The organism is Paenibacillus hexagrammi (assembly GCF_021513275.1).
In the GTDB taxonomy this organism is placed as follows: Bacteria; Bacillota; Bacilli; order Paenibacillales; family NBRC-103111; genus Paenibacillus_E; species Paenibacillus_E hexagrammi.
Genome location: NZ_CP090978.1, coordinates 3,094,111 through 3,119,348, shown reverse-complemented (window position 1 = coordinate 3,119,348; position 25,238 = coordinate 3,094,111). Strand labels below are relative to the sequence as shown.

The window sequence follows — 25,238 nt, the reverse complement described above, 5'->3', positions numbered from 1 at the left end:
GCTGTTGACTCATGGGAGTTAGCAGCCTCAAGAAGTTTACAGCAATAAGCAAAGAGGTGGGCTTCGTGAGACCGTTATTGCATCAAACACCTTGGAAAGCGGCAGGATTGATGCTTGGCATCGTGATTCTGCTCGTCTTTGTCTGTTTAAGCATTGTGCTTGGCGCTACCAAAATCAGCTGGATAACAGCCTGGGATTCGTTTATACATTATCAGCCTTCTTCAACCGAGCATGTCATTATCCGTACTACACGCCTGCCGAGAGCTCTGTTTGCGGCTATGATAGGTGTGAATTTGGCCGTTGCAGGAGCGCTTATGCAGGCCTTGACCCGAAATGCCCTGGCTTCGCCGGGGATTTTCGGGATTAATGCAGGCGCTGTATTTTTTGTCGTACTTGCTCTTGCATGTCTCCCGATTACCGCAGTGGATCAGCTAATATGGGTCGCTTTTGCAGGAGCCGCACTTGCTTCGACAGCTGTCTACCTGCTTGGATCCCTGGGCAAGGAAGGCATGTCACCCATGAAGGTGGTGATAGCCGGAGCCGCCATGTCTGCGCTATTCGGCTCATTGACGCAAGGTATGCTCGTTATGGATGAAGCGGGGCTTCAAAACGTGATGTTCTGGCTAGCCGGATCCGTTGCTGGCAAAGCTGCCGAATCATTGCTGCCGGTTCTGCCTTATATGCTGGCAGCTGGAGCTGCCGCTTGTCTGTTAGCGCATCCCTTGAATATTCTCTCAGCGGGCGAGGACATTTCGCGCGGTCTTGGGCAACGGGGAGCGCTGGTTCGAGCTGCTGTTGCAGGAACAATCGTCGTACTCGCGGGAAGCTCCGTAGCGGTGGCGGGATCTATCGGCTTTGTAGGGCTTGTTACTCCGCATATTGCGCGCTTTCTGGTTGGAGTCGATTATCGGTGGGTGATACCCTACAGCGCTGTGTTAGGAGCCGTTCTTCTGCTGGCCGCGGATATTGCGGCTCGATATGTCATTATGCCGGGGGAAGCGCCAATCGGTGTGATGACAGCGGTGATCGGCGTACCGTTCTTTTTGTATATGGCGCGTAAGAGTGTCCGGGCGAAAGGAGGGGCGGGCGGATGAGAACGGCAGGGGTTATCTTGGTGCTTCTTGTACTTACAATGGCTCTGTTTCTGCTCAGTATCGGACTCGGCAATCAATTCACGAGCCCGGCGGAGGTATGGAGAACCTTCTTGGGCAATGGTACGCCGCAAAACGAGCTGATCCTTGGCACGCTGCGACTCCCGCGGATCATCATTGCAGTATGCGTTGGAGCGGCTATGGGCGTGTCAGGCTCCATTCTGCAAGGGGTCATTCGCAATCCGCTTGCCTCGCCGGATGTCATCGGCATCTCTGGGGGCGCAGCTCTCGCCGCGGTTGCGTTTATTACTTACCTCACCGGCATCCTTAGCATTCAATGGCTGCCGCTGGCTGCTTTTGCCGGTGCGGCTCTCGTCTCTTTGGTGATTTACGTACTCGCGTGGAACAAGGGAGTAACTCCTGTCAGACTAGTGCTGATCGGCATCGGCATTTCTGCCGCCACAAGCTCCTTGACGATGTTGATGCTCATATTGAGTCCTATTAAAGCAGCCGGACAAGCCTATGTATGGCTGACGGGAAGCATTTACGGAACGAACTGGGGGCAAGTCTATACGCTGCTTCCTTGGGTAGGGATTCTGATTCCGCTTGCTTTGCTGTATGCATACCTGATCAATATTCAAGAGCTGGGAGATGAGCTTGCGACTGCTCTTGGAGCCGGTGCAGCTGCACCGCGTGCTGCTGCTTGGAATTAGCGTGGCGCTGGCCGGTGCAGCTGTGGCTGTGGCAGGAACCATCGGATTTATCGGATTGATAGCTCCGCATCTGGCGAAGAAGCTGACGGGGACATCTTATCGGAGCATCTTACCGGTTGCGGCTCTTACCGGCAGCTTGATTTTACTGACAGCCGACACCGTTGCCAGAACCGTGTTCTTGCCTCATGATATCCCGGCGGGCGTTTTTACGGCGGGGGTGGGCGCGCCTTTTTTTATCTATCTGCTATTCAAGAATCGAAACAAATAAATAGGGAAGCGATCCGCTGGTGTGCGAATTTGTCCTCACGCAGCGGATTTTTTCTTTTTCAGCTGCCGCTCCTCTTGAAATTGTTGTAGAATTGTGACAAAACCGGACTATGCGTATGTGGTCGAAATGAAGCGAAAAAAACCTCGGAATTAGACAAAATATGAGTAGAAAGGCTAGAAATGCAAAGGATTTGTTCCTTTATCAGCTTTCCTGATTAATGATATAAAATCATTCTAATTGACCCATACCCGTATGCTATGATAGGTTCAGTAGAGTGAAATAAATGGAGAAATGCAAAGCAATACACTACTATCATCGCATGCTATGAGAGGTGGATTTTTTTGGAACTTCAAGTTATGAATAGTCCTTTTAATCAAGATCAAGTCGAATTGCTGAATCGACTGCTCCCGACACTGACCGACACGCAGCGTATTTGGCTGAGCGGATATTTGACAGCTACACAAGGTTCGGCTTCAGCTGCTGCCCCTGGTACAGCTCCTTTAGCAGCTCCCGCAGCGGCGCCTGCTATTTCCAAAGAGGTTACCGTTCTCTTCGGGTCTCAATCAGGCAAGGCTCAAGGCCTAGCTAAGAAAGTAAGCAAGAAGCTCGAAGATAACGGGTTCCAAGTAGCCCTTTCCTCCATGAGCGATTTCAAACCGAACGGACTTAAAAAGGTACAAAACCTGCTCGTCGTTGTCAGTACTCACGGCGAAGGAGAACCGCCTGATAATGCGATTTCCTTCCATGAATTCCTGAATAGCAAAAGAGCGCCTAAGCTAGAAGATACGCGCTTCTCCGTCCTTGCGCTTGGAGACACCTCTTATGAGCTGTTCTGCCAAACGGGCAAAGATTTTGACATTCGTCTTGAAGAGCTTGGCGGCAAACGTATCGTGCCTCGCATGGATTGCGACGTAGATTTTGACGATGCAGCTGCAGAGTGGATGAATCAGGTTCTGGCTTCCTTAAGCGCGGCATCATCCGCAGCTGCTCCTGCTGGCGGTGCTACAGCAGCAGCTCCAAGCGGTGAGGAGTCGGAATTCTCCCGCACGAATCCATTCCAAGCCGAAGTGCTTGAAAATCTGAATTTAAACGGCCGCGGCTCCGACCGCGAAACCCGTCACGTGGAAATTTCCTTGGAAGGTTCCAACTTGCAATATGAACCAGGCGATTGCCTCGGGATCTATCCGGAGAACCATCCGCGTCTTGTGGAAGAGATCATTGAAGCCATGGGCTGGAATGCAGAAGAGAGCGTTACAATCAACAAAAATGGAGAAAAGAGCTCCCTGCGCGATGCGCTGCTCCGTAATTTTGAAATTACACTGCTGACAAAACCTTTGATGGAGCAAGTTGCAAAGCTCTCTTCCAATGAAAGATTACAAGAACTGGTAGGTCCGGGACGCGAGCAGGATCTGAAGTCCTACATTCACGGACGTGACTTGCTGGATCTCGTGCAGGATTTCTCGCTGAAGGGCATCCCTGCAGGCGATTTCGTCGCTGTACTTCGCAAGCTGCCTGCAAGATTATATTCCATCGCAAGCAGCAACAAGGCATTCCCTGATGAAGTTCATGTAACGGTTCGCGCCGTTCGTTATGAAAACCTAGGCAGAGAGCGTTACGGAGTATGCTCTGTACAGCTGGCGGAAAGAATCAAAGCAGGCGACACACTTCCTGTCTACATTCAGAACAATCCGAACTTCAAGCTGCCGGAGAATCCGGACACTCCGATTATTATGATCGGACCAGGTACCGGTGTAGCGCCTTTCCGTGCTTTCTTGGGTGAGCGTGAAGAGTTGGGAGCAGAAGGAAAAACATGGTTGTTCTATGGAGATCAACACTTCTCTACAGACTTCCTTTACCAAATTGAATGGCAAAAATGGCTGAAAGACGGCGTTCTGACACGCATGGATGTCGCTTTCTCCCGTGATACCGATCAAAAAGTATATGTACAACACCGGATGCTTGAGAAGAGCGCCGAGCTTTATAAATGGCTGCAAGAAGGAGCCAGTGTATATGTGTGCGGCGATGAGAAGAAGATGGCTCATGACGTTCATCACACCCTGGCTAAGATTATTGAGCAAGAGGGCGGATTCAGTCCGGAAGAGGCGGCTGAATACTTATCCCGCATGCAGCACCAAAAACGTTATCAGCGTGATGTTTACTAGGAAGCATGTTTCAAGGATCACGAGAGGAGTAAGGCCTACATGTCAGAAAACAATTTACTTTCAAAAAATAGCGCACCGCACAGCGATGTAGAAGCGATTAAAATCCGCAGTAATTACTTGCGGGGAAGTCTCGAAGAGACGCTGAAAGACCCGATTACGGGTTCTATTCCGGAAGATGATAACCGTCTGATGAAATTCCATGGAAGCTACATGCAGGATGACCGTGACCTGCGTAATGAACGCCAGAAGCAAAAGCTGGAGCCGGCGTACCAATTCATGCTCCGTGTCCGTGCAGCGGGTGGGGTTGTGACTTCTGATCAGTGGCTGATGATGGATCGGGTTGCGCAACAATATGCGAGCGGAACGATTCGCTTGACAACTCGTCAATCGTTCCAATTGCACGGCGTTTTGAAATGGAACATGAAGAAAACGATTCAAGAAGTTAACGAGTCGCTCCTGAGCACGCTTGCTGCTTGCGGAGACGTAAACCGTAACGTGATGTGTAACCCGAATCCGTACCAATCGGACGTTCATTCCGAAGTATACGAGTGGGCATCCCGCATTTCCACTCATTTGGATCCGCAGACGAAGGCTTACCATGAAATTTGGTTGGACGGGGAAAAAATTGTAGATACGAACGACACGATTCAAGAGCCTATCTATGGTCCCGTTTACCTGCCGCGTAAGTTCAAGATCGGTGTGGCAGTTCCGCCATCCAACGATGTTGACGTGTACTCACAAGATCTTGGCTTTATCGCCATCGTTGAAGATGGACGTCTGGTTGGCTTTAACGTATCCGTAGGTGGAGGCATGGGGATGTCGCACGGCGACCCTCTGACGTATCCTCAAGTTGCTCAAGTCATCGGATTTATCAAGCCTGAGCAAGCAATTGAGCTTGCGGAAAAAACCGTAACGATCCAACGCGACTATGGTGATCGTTCTGTACGTAAGCATGCTCGTTTCAAATATACGATCGATGATCGCGGTATCGACTGGTTCATCGGCGAACTTACCGAGCGTTTGGGTTGGAAGCTGGAAGCGGCGCGTCCATTCTCCTTCGAGCACAACGGCGACCGTTACGGCTGGGTGAAGGGAAGCAACAACAAGTGGCACTTGACGCTGTTTATTCAAAACGGCCGTGTGAAGGACGAGGACGGCTATGAGCTGATGACCGCTCTGCGCGAAATCGCTAAGATTCATACCGGAGACTTCAGACTGACAGCTAACCAAAACCTGATCATCGGGAACATCAGCAGTCAGAAGAAAAAAGCGATTGAAGAGCTTGTGAAGCAGTACGGACTGCTTGACGGTTCCCAGCAATCTGCGCTGCGCAGAAGCTCCATGGCATGCGTTGCTTTGCCGACATGTGGTCTGGCTATGGCGGAGTCCGAGCGTTACCTGCCATCCTTGATGGACAAAATTGAACCCATGCTCGAAGAAGCAGGTTTGATTGATAAGGAAATTGTCATTCGTATGACAGGATGCCCGAATGGATGCGCAAGACCGATGCTGGCGGAGATCGCCTTTATTGGTAAGGCTCCAGGCAAATACAACATGTATCTGGGCGGCGCGCATACAGGTGAGCGTCTGAACAAGCTGTACAAAGAGAACATCGGAGAAAAAGAGATTCTCGAATCTCTGCAGCCGATCATTACGAAGTACGCGAAGGAAAGAAACGAAGGCGAGCATTTCGGTGATTTCGTTATTCGTGCCGGCTATGTGAAAGAAGTTCGTTCTGGACAAGAATTCCACGCTTAATAAGGGAATGGAGCGCAGTCTTCGGATCAGCGAATTGGAAAAGGAGAGCCTTCGAAGTTGATAACAATACTGTCAAAGGCGCCGCTAAGCTTCTCCGAATACTACTGAGCCCTCCAATTATTATAAACAACAGTCTAGGTGTGCATCTCTGCGATGCACACTTTTTTTATACTTACCTGTTACTCGAACTCTCGCGGTTGATGGTGTCCATTCGCAGGTGCCCTGCATATAGTGCATAGTCATACACCCAGAAGCAAAGGAGCCCTACCTGATATGAACGATCATGTTTTAGAGCACCCCGATTTAGAGTTGGCGGCCGATTCCAATCAGACGCTTAATTATAAGTGCGATCCAAATAATTTCCTCACACAATTGTTCGGAGAGCAAATGCCTGCGATCAAGACGGGCTTTTTTAACATTTACTTAAGCAAAGGGAAAATTGTTGAGCCGCATTGGCACACCAATGTGACCGAGATGATTGTTGTGATCAGCGGTGAGGTGACTGCTAGTGTATTCAACCCCTTCACACATAGATTAATGACGTACCGTTTAAAGCCCGGACAGGTTGCGGTATTTCCGAAGGGCTGGTTCCACTGGTTCGTGGCGGAAGCCGATCATACGTATACCATGGCGATCTTTGACCAACCTACGCCGGATATCGTCTACGGGGCGGATTTCCTGCGATCACTTCCCAAGGATATTGTGGAGCTTGCTTATTGTGTCGATGGGGAGGAATTCGCCAAAGCTGTCGCCCCAATCCGGGAATCGGTCATCCTCGGTCCGCCGATTGGCTGTCGGGAGAGCATGCCTGTCATGCGTATGACAGGGGATGTATCTACCTCGTACATGCCGCCTGAATATAGCAGGTATTGTGTGGAATCATCTTATACAACCTCAAACGAACAACTAAAAATGGAAACTTTGCAGCACGTAGAGATCTGCGTGACACAAGGGCTAGATGAAGCGCGTCAATACTCCGCCGAGCATACACTTCGAAAGACGTCTGCCCGATCCTACCTGATCGGCAAGGGGTATCATCCTTCCACGGCGGCTCAATTGGTAGAATCTTGGCAGCTCTAAGATTAGAAAGGCAGCTCCAAGTCTAAAATAAACGAATTTCTTTCATCCTTCGTCTATTAGTTATACATACGGCTGGCGAAGGAATGTGAACACATGAACAAGACAAGGCTATTTACCCTGATAGGTGGAGTATCTTTTATCATGATCAGCATCATTGTGTTCATATCGGTATACGGGAAGCAGGGAGCATCTGGTGTTGCCTCAACTGCATCGACCGATATACAGTCGAACCATCCATTGCTGATGGAGACTAGCGCTTCAAGTGAAGCTTCAAGCTCCTCCGGTCATCAGACTAAGCCATTTCAGCTTTCCCTTAAGGATCACATCACACAAGAACTCGAAAAGCTTCAGCAAAAGCCTGAAGATATGTCCGAATGGCTGAAGGCCATAGCCGCCCCTTACGATTCGACAGGGGAGCCGATCAAGCTCATACATGCTGATTTAGATGGTGATCAGGCAAGCGATGAGTGGGCTTGTGTACTGTATGAAAGTTCGGGAGACCCGCAGGCGGGTGAATTCATGCAGCGCAAAGCTTACGGAGCTGTAATCTCGTATAAGCATTCACGATTTAGGCTGCAAACCTTCGACTTTCCTAATGTCAACTTCTCAAGAGCCAATGTGGAGGCTGCTGAGGATTTAACTGGCGATGGTAAGCCGGAGATCATTTGGGTATCCGTAAACAGCGGAGCCCATACTTCTTTTTCCACCTATACGATATCAACATGGACGGCTAACGATCAGCTTGACATGCTGCAAGGATCAGCGGAAATGGCCAGTGTGGTCAAGGTTGAGGTGAAAAACGGTGAGCTGCGGCTTACCGGAGGGCTCATCGACTCCGTTGGTGCAGGCATGTGGCAAAGAGATTTTACGGATACTTACAGGGTCGAACAGCTTGCTCTTGTCATGAAGGATCGGGTATTTGCCGATTCGCCGACACCCTATCATCTGCTTATGGATGGGCTATGGTCGGAAGAACTAGGGCATACGGAAAGAGCTTTAAAGGAATTTAAGGCAGCAAGCGAAAAGAAGAAGGCTTCTTATCAGCCGTATGCTTTTCTCTTTGGTGGCAAGCTAGTTGAAGGCGGCATCGACCACGATGAGGAAGTGGAGTTTGAACGTGTTATCCAGAACTTCGCTCTGCTGCGAAGGAGTTACTAACCAGAACTTCTACAGGGGAAAATGTTGTAGAAGCGTGCAGCGCGGCCAAAGCAAAATCGGGCTTTCAAGAGGCATGGCTGCCATATTTGAATGCGCCAGCGGGGTATGCCAATCCACAGTGGACCTTAGCTACCGTATGTTCAGCGATCAAGGACTTGGAGCAGTAGCGGAGTCAGGGGAGATGTGAATTTTCCAAATAGAACGGCGAAAAGATAAGGGATGGAATAGGGGGCAGCTCCTGGTCCATCCCTACTTTATTATGTAAAGACAGGTAAACACATAGGCAGCTTACTTGTACATTTGCTTCACAAGCTCCCGATTTCGTTGTTTAAACACTTCGTTATGCGAAGAGACCATTCCATATTTTTCCGCTGTCGGTTGAATATATAGCTTCGCTTTGTTCACTGCGTTCGCAGCATCCTGGAATGCTCCCGCTATTAAATTTACCTTGCCGGGGTGGTAGAGGATATCTCCAACAGCATAAAGCCCTTCAACAGAGGATTCACTAGTGGAGCTGCCTGAAATATAGTAGTTCTGCGCCATTTCAATGTGTATGGTACTGTTTTGCAGAAGGGTAGTGTCGCGTTCGTATCCATGATTAATAATGACTTCATCAATGGACAGATATTCAACTTCACCTGTGTCGTGCTTGGTGAGCTCGACATGGGCAATTCTATCATGCTCCTCGGAAGCGATTAGTTTGGTTATAGAGGTATTCAAAAGGCAGACAACAGAGCTGTTCCTAAGCTGAGTGGCTTGCGCTTCGTGCCCGTTCAGCTGGTCTTTCCGGTAGGTAAGATAGACACGCCCGGCAATAGGCTCCAGTTCATTCGCCCAATCGATAGCGGAATTGCCTCCACCGGAAATAATGACGGTTTTGCCTTTAAATCTCTGCATCGACTTCACGGTGTAATTGAGGTTGGAAACCTCGTAACGCTCTGCACCTTCGATCTCCAGCTTTTTGGGGTTTAAGATTCCGGAGCCGACGGCTACAATAACTGTTTTGGAATAATGGATCTGTCCGGATAAAGTCTGAAGTTCAAAAAAACCGTCATCGCTGCGCTGTATGGATTCCACTTTTTCATTCAGAACCACTTCGGGTTGAAAGGTTAAACCTTGTTCGACCAGCTGTTGTATGAGTTTTTCTCCTGAGATAGGTGTCAAGCCGCCAACATCCCAAATCATTTTCTCCGGGTACACGTGAATCTTACCGCCAAGACGCGGCTGAAATTCTATGATTTTTGTCTTCATTTCTCGAAGTCCGCTATAAAATGCCGAGTAAAGTCCGGCTGGTCCGCCTCCAATAATGGTGACATCGAATACTTGCTCCTGCTGCACCATAAGTTCACTCACTCCTAGCCTTTTAAATGATATTGAGAATCATTATTAATGAATATACCTTGTTTTGTCCGTGAATACAATGAAAAATTATTGACAAAGGTTGAGCCTGTACAGTATCGTATTCATTATTGTTAATGATAATCATTATCAACACCGAATATAATCGAAGATGAGAGGATTCCAATGAGAGTAGTTCAATCAAGGATGTCATTTCGTATTGCCTTGGCAGTGAATCTGCTATTGTTTGCCGTTATTTTTGTTATTTCGATGGTTCAGGGTGCTGCTGACACAACGCTAAACGAAGTATGGACGGCGCTGACTTCGAGCACTTCAGGCGATCATTTGACCATGATTCGGGAAATTCGGTTTCCGCGTGAAATGGCAGGGATCCTTGTGGGCGCTGCTCTGGCGGTTTCAGGTGCCATCATGCAGGGGATGACGAGAAATCCGCTTGCCGATCCCGGCTTGCTTGGACTAACGGCTGGTTCCAGCGCAGCGCTGGCATGTACGATTGCGTTTCTGCCTGCTCTGACGTACTTTGGCATGATGACAGCATGCTTTCTTGGAGCTGCGGTCGGCGCAGCCATGGTATTCGGGATAGGCGCGATGAAAAGAGGAGGATTCTCACCGCTCCGAATTGTGCTAGCAGGCGCGGCGGTCACTGCATTCCTCATTGCCGTTTCGGAAGGTGTAGGCATTTACTTCAAAATTTCCAAGGACGTCTCCATGTGGACATCGGGAGGTATGATCGGCACGTCGTGGTCGCAAATTGTAGCAATCGGGCCTGTCATTCTGGCAGGAACTTTGGTCGCATTGCTGCTATCGAATCAGTTGACGATCCTAAGTCTAAGTGAGGAAGTTGCTGCTGGGCTTGGGCAAAAGCTTTTTCAGATAAAAGCTGTGCTGTTTATCGTTGTGGTCTTGCTGGCAGGCGCATCCGTTGCATTAGTCGGCAATATCGCCTTCGTTGGTCTGATGATCCCGCACGTCGTCCGGACTGTTGTCGGGCAGAACTACCGGCATATTCTCCCTTTGTCGGCTATTTTCGGGGCTACGTTCATGATGTTTGCCGATATGCTGGCACGCACGGTCCATTCTCCTTTTGAGACGCCTGTAGTGGCCGTTGTCGCGGTGCTGGGGCTGCCGTTTTTTCTGCTGGTCGAGTGTAAAGGGAGGGGGATCACATCGTGATTCAGCAGGCACTTGTAAGAAAGCAGAGACTCTTGGTTCTTTGCGGCATGCTGCTTATCTTGGTTACCATCATGATCGGTCTAGGTCTAGGTTCTTCGTCAGTATCTTACGATCGAATCATTCCGACTTTGCTCGGACAGGGTACATTTAAAGAAAATTTCGTGCTTTTCACACTCAGAATGCCGCGTATCGTCATTACGATGCTGGGGGGAATGGCTCTCGCATTGTCCGGTTCCATTCTGCAGGGCATTACCCGCAATGATTTGGCCGACCCTGGGATCCTTGGGATCAATTCTGGCGCGGGAGTAGCTGTCGCGATTTTCTTCGTGTTTGTTCCGATCGAGCCAGGTTCTTTTGTGTATGTCATTCCTCTGGTTGCTTTCTTAGGCGCGTTCGTGACTTCATTGCTGATCTACTTGTGTTCCTACCAAAGAGGTACAGGACTGCAGCCCGTACGGCTCGTACTGATCGGTTTCGGATTTTCCATTGCGCTCTCGGGTATCATGATTATGGTGATCTCATCGGCGGAAAAGGCGAAGGTAGACTTTATTGCGAAGTGGATAGCCGGGTCGATTTGGGGGACGGATTGGCCGTTCATTTGGGCACTGCTACCGTGGTTGATTGTACTGATTCCGTTCACTCTCTATAAAGCGCAGAGGTTGAATCTTCTAGCACTAGGGCAGCCTGTAGCGACAGGGGTAGGAGTTTCAGTTGAGAAAGAAAGAATCATTCTTCTGCTCACAGCCGTTGCACTGGCTGCTTCGGCGGTCTCCGTAACGGGAGGTATTGCATTCGTAGGCTTGCTGGCGCCGCATATTGCTAAAGCGCTGGTGGGGCCGAGGAATCAGCTGTTTATTCCTATCGCGATTCTGCTCGGCGGCTGGCTGTTGCTGATTGCGGATACGATCGGACGTAATCTGGTGGAACCGGAGGGGATTGCAGCGGGTATCATGGTCGCCTTGATCGGCGCTCCTTATTTTATGTATTTGCTTTTGAAAAAATAAAAATGATCCTTGGCATCATGTGAATGTTTGGTATAATCCCATTGAAGGGGGGAATACCTGTTGCACTGGAAAAAATATGCGATTTTGTTACCTCCATTTGCTTGCATCGCAATTTTATTAGCGCTCTATTTGCCTAATGAACAAAAATTTTTTGCCGTGTTGATTGCTCCAGTATTTTGGACTTTCTATCACTTATGGATCCATGTTGACAATAGGAGAAAACTAGAAGGTGAGGATTCAAAGAAGGATAAAACAAGTAAGCCCGAGCGATAGAAACATCGCCCGGGCTTTTCTTCATGCTAAGTATGTGAGACAGGTCTAACGGGTACACATAGTTCACATTTTTCAGTAGAGAGCATTTCGCCTGAATATCGTTCAAACAGAGGTTTGTTTTCTATTTCATATCCTTGCTGATGAACTGCTGAGATGATTTCAGACCAAGCGATTTGAATTGCATCTGCTGTATGTGGAATCGTCCGAATCATATAGTCCCCTCCCGGTAATTCACCGAAATGAATGGAACCATCTGCCGGAACATCGTTTGTAAGTACAATACATGCGTCGTATCGGCATTTTTCAGGAAGCGTAATTTGAGGGTTATCTTGCGGTATGCCAAGCAATATGGCTGACTCATTCAGTAAATGGTTGCTGCTAGCCCATTTTTTGAGCTGATCCATGGCTCTTGCATGTTCGGGTCCGTACGGCCCACATTGTCTAACATAAGCGATGCGATAATTTGGCATTGTTTCGAAGCGGATGTTCATCTTTTGTGCTCCTCTCCATTTCTAGAATCTTACATTTCGAATGCTAACATGATATAAAATGAAATTCATCACAATTTTTCTATAGATATTGGGGGTTAGGGTGGAATCCATTTTTCATGCAATTTCAAGAAACAATTCTGTTTTTGCGGCGTACAACTAACAGAATGGAAAGGAGTGGAAATTATAAGAATATCAGGGTGTATTCGAAGGAGAGTTGCTTTAACCGTCATGCTCGTGTTTTCAACGGTATCGTCCAGTACCGCATTAGCTTCCGAACCTACTTTGGGGTTCGATCATCTATTTGTTAAGCAGGACACGCCCATCTATAACGATCATGTGGGTACGGAGAAGCCTGTTGGGTCCATATCTGCTTATCAATCGGTAGCAGTTCTAGATTCGGCTAGCTTAGGTGGAGATCAGGTGTGGTACCTGGTGGAAACATGGCTCGGTCCCAAATGGATCAAAGAGGACCCCGAGATGATTGTGGGTGAAGTAGAGGCTTTGGATCAAGCTATTACGATAGCGGTTGAAACGCCGCTTTATGATGATCCAGACATGGAGCTTGGTGCAAGCTTTCGGCTGTCTCCACAGAAGCTTCATGCAACGGCTAGTTTTTCCTATCGACCGTTGAAATTTCATAGTGTGAACAGCTTTAGTGCAGGGAGTGGGATTTGGTATCAGGTCGACACCTGGATGGGGAAAAAATGGATAGCAAACCCGGACCTATTGGAAGATGTCCATGAAACAGCGGTTTCCTATGATGTTAAACTGTCCGGTACGGAGGTCGCCTATTTGCATCCCTATGTAGATAAACTTTCCGGAGAATCCATTGAAGATCAGGTCGTCCATGTGGCCGCAGAGTGGGATAATCGGAAAGGACCATGGGATCACATGTGGTTGAAAGTTCAGCTGCCGCAGGAGAGCGGTGGATCCAGCCTGCTAGTCCCATCCTAACGGATTATCGCGAAGTGAAGGAGCCTGTTCAATTACAGACGGAGACTAGATATTTTCAAGTGCCCCAGCTGAGCTTTGATGAAAATAACTGGCTGAAACCCGGTTCCTACGATGCTTTTGAAGCGTCCGGTGATTGGGTGCACATCAATACTGAGCACGGTCAAGTGTGGGTGAATGCAGCACGCGCATTATTGGAGAGACCGCTAGGTATTGTAGCTGTGGATGAAACGATTACTCTCACGGAGGATACAGAGACTTTCCGATATCCGCTTACGGGCGAACTGTCTCATATCAAAGGCTTTTACTCGCCTCAGTCCGTTCAGGCATATGAAAAATGGATCTCAGACACGGGTGACATATGGTATCATTTTCATGGCTTTGGCGGAGACGAATGGATGAAGAAAGCAGACGATTCCTCCTAATCAAGTAACCCCACAAAGAGGAGTATGACTTTGAAGTTGATTCAAGTACTTTGCAGGGAATCCCGAAATTATAAAATTCTATCATAGTAAAGAAGGCCATGGCGCTCATCCCCCATGGTCTTCTTCGCGTAATCATGATAGAATATCTGCAAATTGGAATATCTTGTAGGTGGGAGTATGAAACGATTTATTATTATGGCCATTATGGCTTGCAGTGCGGTGGCTCTAGCTTTTTCGATCTTCTACATGGTCCGAATCTTTCAAAGCGACATCGGAGTAACTGTAGCAGGACTGTCGGCTGAACAAGAGCATTCGGAACGGGTCGTGATTATTTCTCAGGAGCAGGGCAGCTACATGATGGACGAAATTCAGAAAGGCGCGCATGAGTCAGCAGAGGCACATCGGTTAATGGTGGATTTTTCAGGCGTATATCGATCCAATCTGGAGGAGTTTATGAAGCAGATTGATATTGCGATTGCTTCCAAAGTCGATGGAATTATCGTAGAAGGTGTGGATGATCCCGAATTCGAACGGCTGGTGACGAAAGCGACTGCTAAGGGTATTCCTGTCATAACCATCAATTCGGACGCGCCGGGCAGTCTTCGCAAGACGTATGTTGGTTCCGATCATTATCAAGAGGGGATCGTCATGGGGGAGCACATTGCAAGCAGATTGAACGGAACCGGTGTAGTGGGAGTCATTCAGAACACAGCGATTTCGGACGCAGACGAATTACGGTTAAAAGCACTGAAAGAAATATTCAGACGGTATGCGGGTTTGCAGCTGGTATTTGCTTCGGAAGTTGGTGATTCTGCCCAGCCTACGATGCAGGTATATGACATTCTTAATCATTATCCTGATGTAAGCGCATTCATAGGATTGCCGACGGCATCCGGGGAAAGTATCGTACAAGCGGTATATTCGCGCTCGCGCATCAATGAGTATCAAATCTACATGTTCGACGATTCTCCGCAAACGCTGGCACTGATCGGCAAAGGAATGATTCAAGCGGGATTGTCCAGATACTACGAGCAAATGGGCAGGATGAGTGTCGATTTATTGTCACGCTGGATGGAGGGCTCGCAGCTCCCTCTTAACAATAGCTATTTCACGCCGATCCGGGTCGTTACATCGACAAGCGGCGAAGGAGGCGTGCCATGAAGACAATACGGAGTAAAATGATGCTGCTGTCTATGTTGATTTGCACCATTATGGGAATCATTTGGTTGTCGATGAGCATTTTTAATCAGATTACGGTAGAAAAATACAACGAAATTCTCCAAAGATATTTATTGATGAATCAAGCCTCTGAATTCAGCCAATCCTCCTTGACCTCCTTGAATAAGTACCGCATGTCGCCGACTTTGGATGCCCTACATGTATATGAAAGTGAGAACAACAAGCTGCTGCTGACGAAGTCCGAAATGAATTGGCTTCGAAATCGCAACAACAGCATGCTGCTGGAAAATCTGCAAAACATGCTGGACAGCCAATCGCAGGCCATGGAGCTTGCCGTCCGGTTTCAGCAGGATAGCGACGAGGAGAACGCGGCCAAGCAGTTTGATGAAGCTACTAACATCTCTAAGTACGTCTCTGAAGCGACTTTGAAATTAATTAGCGGGGAACAGATGACATACGATGAGTTCTACCGGATCATGATCAAGCGAAGCAGCGATATTAACAAAATGGGCTTCTGGACGCTTGCTTTGGTATCTTTGCTGCTGCTGCTTTTCTCTTACCGCTTTGTGAACAGCGTTACTGAGCCGATTCTGACATTGACGCAGTCGGCAAGAGAGCTGTCGCGCGGCAAATTCGAGAAGCCGATTGAAATCAAGAGCAATGACGAGATGTCATTTTTAGCGAAAACGCTCGATAATATGAGATTGAACGTAGGTAATTTAATTGACGAAATCCAGAGCAAAGCTCAGGTAGAGTACGATTTGCATCAGCATAAGCTCATGCTCAAAGAAAGCGAGCTCAAGAGTCTCCAGAGCCAAATCAATCCACACTTTCTTTTTAATACGTTAAATATGCTTTCTAAAGAAGCTTACCTAGCCGGCGCGGGGAAAACGAGCGATTTGATCAGCTCCGTAGCAGGGATGCTGAGGTATAACCTACGGCGAATGGACAGCAAGGTGACTCTCAGAGATGAGCTGGAGGTGCTGGAGGAATACTTGCTCATCCAAAAGCCCGATTTGGGGAACGAGTTCAGGTCGTGAAAGAAATTGACGAGGCAGCTCTGCAGCTGGAGGTGCCGATCTTTATTTTGCAACCGCTTGCAGAAAATGCATTTATTTATGCCATAGAGCCCTCTGAGGAGGGGGAACCTTAATCCTTCGTGTTATGAACGAGGAAGAACGAGTTCTTGTCCAAGTGCAGGACACCGGCCAGGGCATGTCTGAGGAGCAGCTATCCCGCTTGCTGTCGGAGAGTGGCAGCACTGCATATCGGGGTCACTCCACAGGTATCGGGTTAAGCAATGTCATTCATCGGCTGCAGCTGTTCTTCGGGTTAAAGGATATTATTGATATCGATTCAAATGCAGGTGAAGGAACGTGCATTACATTAAAGCTTCCCAAGCTTTCAAGGAGGTTCGAAGCATGATTCGTGTGCTAATTGTCGATGACGAAGCTACGGAACGTATGGCTTTGCAGCGAATAATGGAAGAAGGGATTCCCGATGTTGAGATTGTCGGACATGCTTGCAATGGAAGAGAAGCGATCGAAGCAGCAGGACGGCTGCGGCCGGATCTGATCACAATGGATATTAAGATGCCGGGGATCGACGGTCTCCAGGCTACAGAGGCTATTAGGGAAAGCAATGAGAACGTGAAATTCATTATCGTAACCGCTTTTGATACGTTTGAATTTGCGAGACAGGCGATCAGACTGGGCGTGAGCGACTATTTGCTGAAGCCAAGCCGAATGTCGGTCGTACTGCAGACTATTGCCAAAGTTGTGAGTGAGATTAAGCAGATTCAGGAAGAGCGGATGCTGAGAGACAGGGAGAAGGCACGGCTGCAGAAGATGGCGCCTATCGTGGAGGCGGATATCGTTTCGCAATTGCTGCTGGACTATGTGCCTTCTATGGAGCTGCGGGAAATGGAAGAGCTCTGGGGACTGCCATCCGAGCAGGGCAGCTTCGTTATGAATGTGTGTGTATCTGTCCTACAAGAGGTTGAAGAACGCAGCGGCGTTGTTGAAGAGCTTTATGTCAAGTTGATCCAATGTGTGGAAAGTTCGAGCGTGCGTGCCTGGATCGGCAAGATGACCGGCAAGCAGGTGCCGATTGTTGTGTTTGTAGAGAGTGGTTTTACATATAGAAATCATGCCATTGGTCTTGTGAGGCAGCTGCAGCAGGTATGGTCTAAAATGCTCGGCTGCGTAGGCTTCGTCGGTATTGGCGGATCTTGCAGCGAGTCGGGCGACTTGCGCAGATCGTATCATGAAGCACTGCTCGCCTCTGCGGATACCTCTTTGCCGTCCGGTTATTGCTTCTACGAGGATCTGGCTGGTTCGGGCAAGCAAGCACCGCTGCAAGTAACCTTTCAGATGGAACGGGATCTCCTCGAAGAGATCCGGCGTAGAAACTGGTTGGCGGCAGCGGATCAAGTGGCGGTAATGATCGACATCTATGAAGGAGCAGGTCAGAGCATCGGAATGGCCCAACAGCGCATATTTGAAGTGTTGATCATGACCAATCGTGCGCTGCAGGAGATGGGAATTGACGTCATCAAGCCTTACTTCGCCAGCCAAGCGGCAAGCTATGTGCAATTGAAAGCGGAGGCCCGCAGACTAATCGGTCAAATGTCAGAAACGGCGGCAGCGACCGCGGCCGAGATGGATACGGACCAGCTGTTGACGCTGAAGCAATACATTAAGCAACATGCGAATGAGGATTTATCCCTGGAAAAGATCGCAGCCACCGTAGACCGGAATCCGTATTATGTGAGTAAGGTGTTCAAGGAATATTTCGGCATGAATTACATTGATTATTTAACCGATTGCAGGATGGAAACAGCCAAGCAGCTGATGCAGGAAACCGATAAGAGCTTAAAGGAGATTACCTATGAGGTAGGCTATCACGACCCGAACTACTTCAGCAGAGTGTTCAGGAAGATCGTGGGGCATTCGCCGACGGATTATCGGAAGATGCTTATCAAGAAGGTGAATAAAGGACAGTCGTGAAGGGCTCAGCGGAGATGGGAAGGAGCGGTTGGCAGTGAAGGTACGTTACGTAGTCAAGGGAGTTATTGGATGGATGGCTGTCTTGGCATTGTGTGGGTCCTCAGCTTCGCTGGATGAGCAAGTGTGGTTGGCATCCTCGGGCAAGCCTATGAAGCAAGTCGGCAGCTCCGGGAGTGAACAAAGAGCGTCTCTTCAGCCTGATAAAAAATGGGTCATCGGATTATCCATTGACACCCTTCTCGAAGAACGCTGGCAAAGAGATCGTGATTTGTTTAAAGCGGCGGTGGAAAAGTTGGGGGCGCAAGTCGAAGTGCAGGCGGCTAATGGAGACGACGCCAAACAGCTCTCCCAAGCAGAATACCTGATTTCCCATAAGGTTGATGTGCTGGTCGTGGTCCCTCATAACGCGGAAATATCCGCGGCTATTGTGGAGATGGCTCATAAAGCAGGAATCAAGGTGATTTCCTACGACCGTTTAATTACAAATTCGGATGTGGATTTGTATGTGTCTTTTGATAATGAAAAAGCAGGTGAGCTTCAGGCCAAAGCCATGGTAGCCCTTGCTCCTAAAGGAAACTACGTCCTGATTGAAGGAGCGGATACCGATAACAATGCACATATGTTCAAGCAGGGGCAAATGAATATTCTAAAGCCGCTAGTCAATAAGGGCGATATCAAAATCGTCTTCGACCAGTTCACCAAGGAGTGGAAGCCTGTCAATGCGTTAGCAAACATGGAATTGGCGCTCAAAGCGAACCATAATCAGATTGACGCTGTCGTGGCTGCGAACGATGCTACAGCCGGCGGAGTCATACAAGCATTGGCCGAGCAGAATATGGATGGCAAAATTCCTGTGTCCGGTCAGGACGCCGAGCTTGCAGGAGCACAGCGCATCGTCGAAGGCACACAAACGATGACGGTATACAAGCCCATCGAGAAGCTTGCCGAAACAGCGGCCAGTCTAGCTGTCAGGATGGCGCAGGGAGAAGTGATTTATGCGGACCGCAAAGTGAATAACAAGAAGATTGATGTGCCGTCCATTTTGCTGGAGCCGATTGCGGTAGATCAAACCAATATCGATGCCACGATTATTGCAGACGGTTTTCATCAAAGAGCAGACGTGTATAGGAACGCAGCCGAATCGAAGAACAAGACAAAATAGTGCAGATCAACTAAAAAAAATGCTAGGATGCAGCGCTTTCACTGTGAATGTCGGGTGCTATACTCATTTTTGTAAACGGCTACAGCCAATTAAAAATGAGAGGGGCAAGAAAATGAAAAGCGCTTTGAAAACGATTTCAGTCATGTTGATTGTCATGATGCTGGCTGTGTTTGCAGCAGCATGCGGTCAAAGCAGTAAGGTTAGTGTAGGGATCGTCCTTCCTACAAAAGATGAACCGAGATGGGTGCAGGATGAGCAAAGATTCAAGGATGCGCTGAACGGTACGAAATACTCGACGGAAATCTTATTCAGCCAAGGCTCTTCCGCGAAGGAAAAAGAGAATGTCGAAGCCTTGATCGCCAAAGGCATTCAAGTATTGATTATTTGTCCTCAAGACGGCGATGCTGCGGCGGCTTCTGTGGAAGCTGCTAAAAAAGCAGGTATTCAAGTCATCTCCTATGACCGTTTGATTACAAATACAGATGCAGTGAACTACTATGTAACTTTCGACAGCGTTGCGGTAGGTAAAGCGCAAGCGCAATACCTGGTTGATCATGCCAAAGGCAAAGGCCAGCCGCTGTACTTATACGCCGGAGCCGCTTCCGATAACAATGCGTTCCTGTTCTTCCAAGGCGCTTGGTCGGTTCTTCAGCCTAAGATCGCTGACGGCACCTTTAAGATCGCGAACTCCAGCGAAGCTGTAGCGCTGCAAGGTAACGCAGAGTTGTCCCGCGATCAGATGAGCAAAATCGTCGGTCAGGTAACAACGAACTGGGACGCGAATGAAGCGAAAAACAAAGCTCAAACCCACTTGACTGCGGCTGCAGCGGATGCCAAGGGTGATGTTGCCATCCTGGCGCCGAATGATGGTACAGCGCGTTCAATCGCCGATGTGTTCGCATCGGATAAAGCCATCACCAGCTTTGTCGTAACAGGTCAAGACGCCGAAAAAGCGTCCATCCAGTATGTAATCGACGGCAAACAGTCGATGACCGTTTTCAAAGATGTTCGTACACTTGTCAAAGACGCAATGGGTATGGCTGTAGCGATTCTGGACGGCAAAACGCCTGAAACGACCGGATCTTACAACAACGGTAAAATTGATGTGAAAGCGAAGCAAACCAATGTCATCGTAGTTGACAAAGCGAATGTGAAATCCGCTCTTGTTGATTCCGGCTATTATCAAGCGAGTGATTTTAAAGGTTTGTAATTGTAAGTAAACATAGGCTGGACGGGATAGTGATAGATGCGTCTATCACTATTCCTCTATTCCATGAGTTGACTGGCTAAGGAGCGCTAGAACTGATGAACCCATACTTGTTAGAGATGAAACATATTTCCAAGGAGTTCACAGGAGTGAAAGCCTTGTCGAACGTGAATTTCAAAGTGAGCAAGGGCGAGATTCACTGCTTGATCGGTGAGAACGGGGCAGGCAAATCCACGCTCATGAAGGTGCTCAGCGGCGTGTATCCGCATGGAACCTACGCGGGAGATATCGTGTTTGAGGGGAGTGTCCAAAACTTCGCCAAGATCAGCGACAGCGTGAAAGCGGGGATCGCCATCATTTATCAGGAATTGGCTTTGTTTCCCGATCTGACGGTGTATGAGAATATTTTTGCCGGTAATGAGGTGAAGAAGGGCTTTCTCGTAGATTGGAACCAGACCATCGCCCGGGCCAAAGAGATGCTGAACAAAGTGAAGCTGAATGTCAATCCGGAGGCGCTTATCAAAGATTTGGGCGTAGGCAAGCAGCAGCTGGTGGAGATTGCTAAAGCACTCAGCAAGGATGTCAAGCTGCTGATTCTGGATGAACCGACGGCTGCGCTTAACGAAACGGAGAGCGAGAACCTGCTCCAGCTGCTGAGAGAGTTGAAAACGCAAGGAATTACCAGCATTATGATTTCCCACAAGCTGAAGGAAGTCACTGCGATTGCAGATAAGGTGACGGTGCTGCGGGATGGCCAGACCATCTGTACGCTGGACGCATCGGAAGGCGAAATTTCCGAGCCTGTCATTATCAAGCACATGGTGGGACGCGAGATTGAGGATATTTATCCCAAAAGGCAGCACCAGCAGCCCGGTGAAACGGTCTTGGAAGTCAAGAACTGGACGGCTTATGATGCCAATTTAGGTCGAAATGTCGTGAGAGATGTAAATTTTTATGTGAAAAAAGGCGAAATCGTGGGCATTGCCGGACTCATGGGCTCCGGTCGGACCGAGCTGGCGCAGAGTGTATTCGGCAACCCAAAGTCATATAAATTGCAGGGCGAGCTACTGATAAAAGGTGAAAAGAAATCGTTCAAGCATCCCAAAGATGCCATTAAAGCGGGAATTGCTTATGTGACGGAGGATCGTAAGGGTGACGGGCTGTTTTTGATCCAGGACATCAAGCAGAATATATCCGCTGCCAATTTATACGGCGTTGCCTCGCAAGGTGTCATCAACGAGAACGAAGAAGTCAAGGTATCCAATCATTACAAAGAGTCCTTAAATATTAAAGCTCCGTCCGTGGAGCAATTGGTCGGGAATTTAAGCGGAGGCAACCAGCAAAAGGTATCGCTCGGCAAATGGTTGTTTGTAAATCCCAGTCTTTTGATTTTGGATGAACCGACACGGGGTATCGATGTTGGAGCAAAGTTCGAAATCTACACCATTATGAACAAGCTGATTCGTGAAGGCCTGAGCATCATCATGATCTCATCGGAGCTTAGCGAGGTTCTCGGTATGAGTGACCGCGTGTATGTGATGGCGGAAGGGAAGATCACGGGTGAGCTGCCGATCGAGAAGGCGGATCAAGAAACGATTATGAAGCTTGCAACGCAATAGGAGGAAGACAGGTGCAATTTATACAAGAAGCGAGATCTCTCATCAAACATAATATTCGGGAATACGGGATGTATATTGCCTTACTTATCATCATGCTGACATTCTCGATCATGACGGGCGGCCTGTTCATGTCGTCGCGTAACATCAGCAATCTGATAGATGCGACGGGGTATATCGCGGTTCTGGCAGTCGGCATGACCCTAGTCATCGTCATTCGGCACATCGATTTATCCGTTGGCTTCGCTGCCGGCTTTCTCGGGGCGATTGCGGCCGTACTCCTTACACAAGCGGGCGTTCCCTTCTACTTAACCATACCGATTATCCTCATTCTTGGAATCCTCGTCGGATTATTCAACGGCTTGTTGGTGGCTCAGTTCGGTATACCTTCATTCGTAGCCTCTCTGGCGGGTATGCTGGTTTTCCGGGGAGCGCTTCTGCGTGTTACGGAAAAGACGGGGACGATCATTATTAAAGATGATCATTTTAACGCAATCGGGAACGGGTTTATTCCTGCGATTGCCAAAGTAAACGGACTCAATCTGCTTTCTTTGATTCTGGGCGCGGTTATCATCATCTTGTATATCTACAGCGAATTGGCCAAGCGAAGAAATAAGCTGAAGTACAATTTTGAAGTTGTATCCAAGGGCATATTTACATTAAGAATCATGTTAGTCTCGGCAATTATCGCCTATATTACGTGGATTCTTGCCGGGTACAACGGCTTTTCCTGGACAGTCATCATCGTGCTGATTGTCGTAGCGGTCTATCATTTTCTGACGACCTCCACGGTGTTAGGCAGGCATATTTATTCCGTGGGAAGCAATCCCGAAGCGGCGAACCTGAGCGGGATCAGCGTAAAGAAAATTACTTACATTGTTTTCGGATCAATGGGTCTTCTCTCGGCACTGTCGGGTATTCTGTTCACGGCCCGGCTGCAATCCGCTACCACGACGGCGGGCACGCTGTTTGAGCTGGATGCGATTGCCGCCGCTTACGTGGGAGGTGTATCGGCTGCCGGTGGAGTCGGGAAAGTAACGGGCTCCATCATCGGCGCGATTGTCATGGCTTCCCTTTCCAGCGGCATGAACCTGCTAGGCATAGGAATATCCTACCAATATATGATTCGCGGTGCGGTGCTGGCGATCGCCGTTATTTTCGACGTTGTGACCCGTAAGAAACGTGCATAATGCTTGTAAGCTGGACCTGGAGTTTGCCATTCGTAAGGATGATGCAGACTTCAGGTCTTTTTTTCCTTGCAGGATGTTGGCACGAATCATTGATTTCTTAAGAAGGTGAGGGTCAAGCCTATTGAACCTTTTTTATGCTACGATAAGGATGTCAAATATCCAGTAGAACCGGGAATCTACTAAAAGAAGGGAGCATACTTATGAACTTTAAGTTGGATGAAGCAATTGAAATATTGGAGCGAGTACCGCAATCATTGGCATTGTTACTGTCCGGGTTGTCAGTCGGCTGGCTGCAATCCAATGAAGGGAAAGGCACATGGAATGCGGAGGAAGTGATTGATCATCTCATCGAAGCGGACAAGACCAATTGGATTCCCCGATTGCAATTTATACTGGAGGAGGGCGAGAGCAAGCCGTTCCCGCCATTTGACAGGTTCGCACATTTGGATGTAAGCTCCAACGTTACGCAGGATCAGAAGCTGCTGGAATTTCAAAAAATCAGGCAAGGGAATATTACGAAGCTGAGGCAGTTGGTTGCTAGCGAGTTGGATCTTGAACAGACAGGGAACCATCCTGCTTTCGGGACGGTTCGCGTTCGAGAGCTGATAGCTACATGGGCTGTTCACGATTTAACGCACACGGCTCAAATTGTTCGAGTGATAGCGGAACGTTACAGAAGTGACGTAGGGCCTTGGATTGAATTCCTTGGTATTCTGAAAAGGCCGGAACTGGCTTGACAATGGATAGACATTTGACAAGTATTCTTCGTCTTACCCATTGCTAAAATACGAAATGTATCAAACATTGTGGAAATATGGATATTTTTCTCTTTGTGGGTGCATGCTATAGGAAATAGCAAATCGACGCATGAGCGTTATAGCAAAGGGGGAGCATCGTTGATCTTAACGTCAGAGCAGCGCATCACGCTGCATGGATTTAACAATTTGACCAAATCGTTAAGCTTTAACATGTACGATATTTGCTTTACCAAGACCAAAACTGAGCGGGAAGCGTACATTGCCTATATAGACCAACAGTACAATGCGGACAGGCTGACAGCTATTCTGAAAAGCGTAGCCGACATCATCGGTGCGCATGTGCTGAATATATCCAAACAGGATTATGACCCGCAAGGCTCCAGTGTGACCATGTTGGTGTCGGAAGGACCGATCGAGAAGGCGCCCAACGAATCGTTTGAAGAGTCGCCGGGGCCGCTGCCTCATGCCGTTGTCGGTCATTTGAATACGAGTCATATTACTGTGCATACCTACCCGGAATACCATCCCGACGAAGGTATCAGCACGTTTCGGGCGGATATCGACGTATCCACCTGCGGGGAAATTTCGCCGCTTAAAGCGCTGAACTACCTCATCCGATCCTTTGATACCGACATCATGACCATGGATTACAGAGTTCGGGGCTTTACTCGGGATATTAGCGGTCACAAACTGTTCATTGATCATGAAATCAGCTCGATTCAGAACTATATACCTAGCGAAATCAAAGATATGTACCATATGATCGATGTGAATGTGTACCAAGAGAATATTTTTCATACGAAGTGTAAGCTGCGTGAATTCGATCTGAATAACTACTTGTTCGGTTACACGAAGGACACGCTCAGCAAGGAAGAACAGCTGGAGATCGAGAAGAGCGTCAAGTGGGAAATGGACGAAATATTTTATGGAAAAAATATGGTTTTCGTTTGAAGATACAGATGACAAGGTCCCCGATCTTGTCTCTTTTTCGTATTTGGGCACTCGATGCTCATAATTTCATAAGAATTTCAAAGAAATATGAAAATTTTTATAGTTCTTTTCTAAAAAACCTATGTTAACATGATTGTACATCTACTTCTATGTCTTGTTTGATACAAAATGTATCTAATCGAAGTCAAACAGCTTTAGCGGCTATTTTGAATTCATTCAGTCAAACTCGCTATTTAAACGTTTAAATTATGGTAAGAACTT

Annotated in this window: 24 protein-coding genes and 1 pseudogene; 23 read left to right on the top strand and 2 right to left on the bottom strand. The window is 48.2% G+C overall.

The features are described from left to right. The first annotated feature begins 65 nt into the window (after positions 1-65). The 7 genes and pseudogenes from L0M14_RS13955 (at position 66) to L0M14_RS13925 (ending at position 8,417) form a co-directional block, all read left to right on the top strand. Entirely contained in the window at positions 66-1,094 is a 1,029-nt protein-coding gene (locus L0M14_RS13955; protein ID WP_235122630.1) for a FecCD family ABC transporter permease, read from the top strand. Beyond that, positions 1,091-2,072: pseudogene (locus L0M14_RS13950) on the top strand (FecCD family ABC transporter permease). The gene L0M14_RS13955 and the pseudogene L0M14_RS13950 overlap by 4 nt, the downstream one beginning before the upstream one ends. A gap of 341 nt (positions 2,073-2,413) precedes the next feature. Continuing rightward, positions 2,414-4,234: an assimilatory sulfite reductase (NADPH) flavoprotein subunit gene (locus L0M14_RS13945; protein WP_235122629.1), complete on the top strand. Its 1,821-nt coding sequence runs from the start codon at positions 2,414-2,416 to the stop codon at positions 4,232-4,234. 39 nt (positions 4,235-4,273) lie between these two features. Beyond that, a complete protein-coding gene (cysI, locus tag L0M14_RS13940; protein WP_235122628.1) occupies positions 4,274-5,992 on the top strand; it encodes an assimilatory sulfite reductase (NADPH) hemoprotein subunit in 1,719 nt (572 codons plus the stop codon). Positions 5,993-6,265: 273 nt separating this feature from the next. Next, positions 6,266-7,072: a cupin domain-containing protein gene (locus L0M14_RS13935; protein WP_235122627.1), complete on the top strand. Its 807-nt coding sequence runs from the start codon at positions 6,266-6,268 to the stop codon at positions 7,070-7,072. A 141-nt stretch (positions 7,073-7,213) separates the two neighbouring features. Then, entirely contained in the window at positions 7,214-8,230 is a 1,017-nt protein-coding gene (locus tag L0M14_RS13930) for a hypothetical protein (protein ID WP_235122626.1), read from the top strand. 34 nt (positions 8,231-8,264) lie between these two features. Then, a complete protein-coding gene (locus L0M14_RS13925; RefSeq protein ID WP_235122625.1) occupies positions 8,265-8,417 on the top strand; it encodes a hypothetical protein in 153 nt (50 codons plus the stop codon). Between the two features lie 101 nt (positions 8,418-8,518). Here L0M14_RS13925 and L0M14_RS13920 read toward each other — a convergent pair whose 3' ends face one another. Beyond that, positions 8,519-9,568, bottom strand: coding sequence for an NAD(P)/FAD-dependent oxidoreductase (locus L0M14_RS13920; protein WP_235122903.1), 1,050 nt, complete (start codon positions 9,566-9,568; stop codon positions 8,519-8,521). Between the two features lie 186 nt (positions 9,569-9,754). Between L0M14_RS13920 and L0M14_RS13915 the strand changes: the two genes are divergently transcribed. From L0M14_RS13915 to L0M14_RS13905, 3 genes are read left to right on the top strand one after another with little or no spacing between them, the layout of a single operon-like run. Further along, entirely contained in the window at positions 9,755-10,762 is a 1,008-nt protein-coding gene (locus L0M14_RS13915; protein ID WP_235122624.1) for a FecCD family ABC transporter permease, read from the top strand. Further along, the gene (locus tag L0M14_RS13910; protein WP_235122623.1) at positions 10,759-11,766 is read left to right on the top strand and encodes a FecCD family ABC transporter permease; all 1,008 of its coding nucleotides are present in this window, start codon (positions 10,759-10,761) and stop codon (positions 11,764-11,766) included. The genes L0M14_RS13915 and L0M14_RS13910 overlap by 4 nt, the downstream gene beginning before the upstream one ends. Before the next feature lie 60 nt (positions 11,767-11,826). Then, positions 11,827-12,039, top strand: a complete 213-nt coding sequence (locus L0M14_RS13905; RefSeq protein WP_235122622.1) for a YgjV family protein — start codon at positions 11,827-11,829, stop codon at positions 12,037-12,039. Positions 12,040-12,065: 26 nt separating this feature from the next. On the opposite strand, the gene L0M14_RS13900 is transcribed toward L0M14_RS13905, so the two are convergent. After that, the gene (locus L0M14_RS13900) at positions 12,066-12,530 is read right to left on the bottom strand and encodes an AraC family transcriptional regulator (RefSeq protein WP_235122621.1); all 465 of its coding nucleotides are present in this window, start codon (positions 12,528-12,530) and stop codon (positions 12,066-12,068) included. A gap of 228 nt (positions 12,531-12,758) precedes the next feature. On the opposite strand from L0M14_RS13900, the gene L0M14_RS13895 reads away from it, so the two are divergent. The 13 genes from L0M14_RS13895 (at position 12,759) to speD (ending at position 24,977) form a co-directional block, all read left to right on the top strand. Then, the gene (locus L0M14_RS13895) at positions 12,759-13,484 is read left to right on the top strand and encodes a hypothetical protein (protein ID WP_235122620.1); all 726 of its coding nucleotides are present in this window, start codon (positions 12,759-12,761) and stop codon (positions 13,482-13,484) included. Continuing rightward, a complete protein-coding gene (locus L0M14_RS13890; protein ID WP_235122619.1) occupies positions 13,424-13,906 on the top strand; it encodes a hypothetical protein in 483 nt (160 codons plus the stop codon). The genes L0M14_RS13895 and L0M14_RS13890 overlap by 61 nt, the downstream gene beginning before the upstream one ends. 177 nt (positions 13,907-14,083) lie before the next feature. Continuing rightward, on the top strand, positions 14,084-15,067 hold the full coding sequence (locus L0M14_RS13885) for a substrate-binding domain-containing protein (protein ID WP_235122618.1): 984 nt from the start codon (positions 14,084-14,086) through the stop codon (positions 15,065-15,067). Beyond that, positions 15,064-16,125 (top strand): sensor histidine kinase, encoded by a 1,062-nt coding sequence (locus L0M14_RS13880; protein WP_235122617.1) that lies wholly within the window; start codon positions 15,064-15,066, stop codon positions 16,123-16,125. The genes L0M14_RS13885 and L0M14_RS13880 overlap by 4 nt, the downstream gene beginning before the upstream one ends. Beyond that, positions 16,122-16,238: a sensor histidine kinase gene (locus tag L0M14_RS32230; RefSeq protein WP_405030966.1), complete on the top strand. Its 117-nt coding sequence runs from the start codon at positions 16,122-16,124 to the stop codon at positions 16,236-16,238. The genes L0M14_RS13880 and L0M14_RS32230 overlap by 4 nt, the downstream gene beginning before the upstream one ends. A 41-nt stretch (positions 16,239-16,279) precedes the next feature. Next, positions 16,280-16,510 (top strand): sensor histidine kinase, encoded by a 231-nt coding sequence (locus L0M14_RS13875; protein WP_235122616.1) that lies wholly within the window; start codon positions 16,280-16,282, stop codon positions 16,508-16,510. Beyond that, entirely contained in the window at positions 16,507-18,093 is a 1,587-nt protein-coding gene (locus tag L0M14_RS13870; RefSeq protein ID WP_235122615.1) for a response regulator, read from the top strand. Before L0M14_RS13875 ends, L0M14_RS13870 begins: the two co-directional genes overlap by 4 nt. A 34-nt stretch (positions 18,094-18,127) precedes the next feature. Beyond that, entirely contained in the window at positions 18,128-19,255 is a 1,128-nt protein-coding gene (xylF, locus tag L0M14_RS13865; protein WP_235122614.1) for a D-xylose ABC transporter substrate-binding protein, read from the top strand. Positions 19,256-19,367: 112 nt separating this feature from the next. Then, a complete protein-coding gene (locus L0M14_RS13860) occupies positions 19,368-20,465 on the top strand; it encodes a sugar ABC transporter substrate-binding protein (RefSeq protein WP_235122613.1) in 1,098 nt (365 codons plus the stop codon). Between the two features lie 95 nt (positions 20,466-20,560). Further along, the gene (locus L0M14_RS13855; protein WP_235122612.1) at positions 20,561-22,081 is read left to right on the top strand and encodes a sugar ABC transporter ATP-binding protein; all 1,521 of its coding nucleotides are present in this window, start codon (positions 20,561-20,563) and stop codon (positions 22,079-22,081) included. An 11-nt stretch (positions 22,082-22,092) separates the two neighbouring features. Beyond that, on the top strand, positions 22,093-23,268 hold the full coding sequence (locus L0M14_RS13850) for a sugar ABC transporter permease (protein ID WP_235122611.1): 1,176 nt from the start codon (positions 22,093-22,095) through the stop codon (positions 23,266-23,268). 200 nt (positions 23,269-23,468) lie between these two features. Beyond that, on the top strand, positions 23,469-24,005 hold the full coding sequence (locus tag L0M14_RS13845; protein WP_235122610.1) for a DinB family protein: 537 nt from the start codon (positions 23,469-23,471) through the stop codon (positions 24,003-24,005). 159 nt (positions 24,006-24,164) lie between these two features. Then, on the top strand, positions 24,165-24,977 hold the full coding sequence (gene speD, locus L0M14_RS13840; protein ID WP_235122609.1) for an adenosylmethionine decarboxylase: 813 nt from the start codon (positions 24,165-24,167) through the stop codon (positions 24,975-24,977). Positions 24,978-25,238 lie beyond the last annotated feature (261 nt).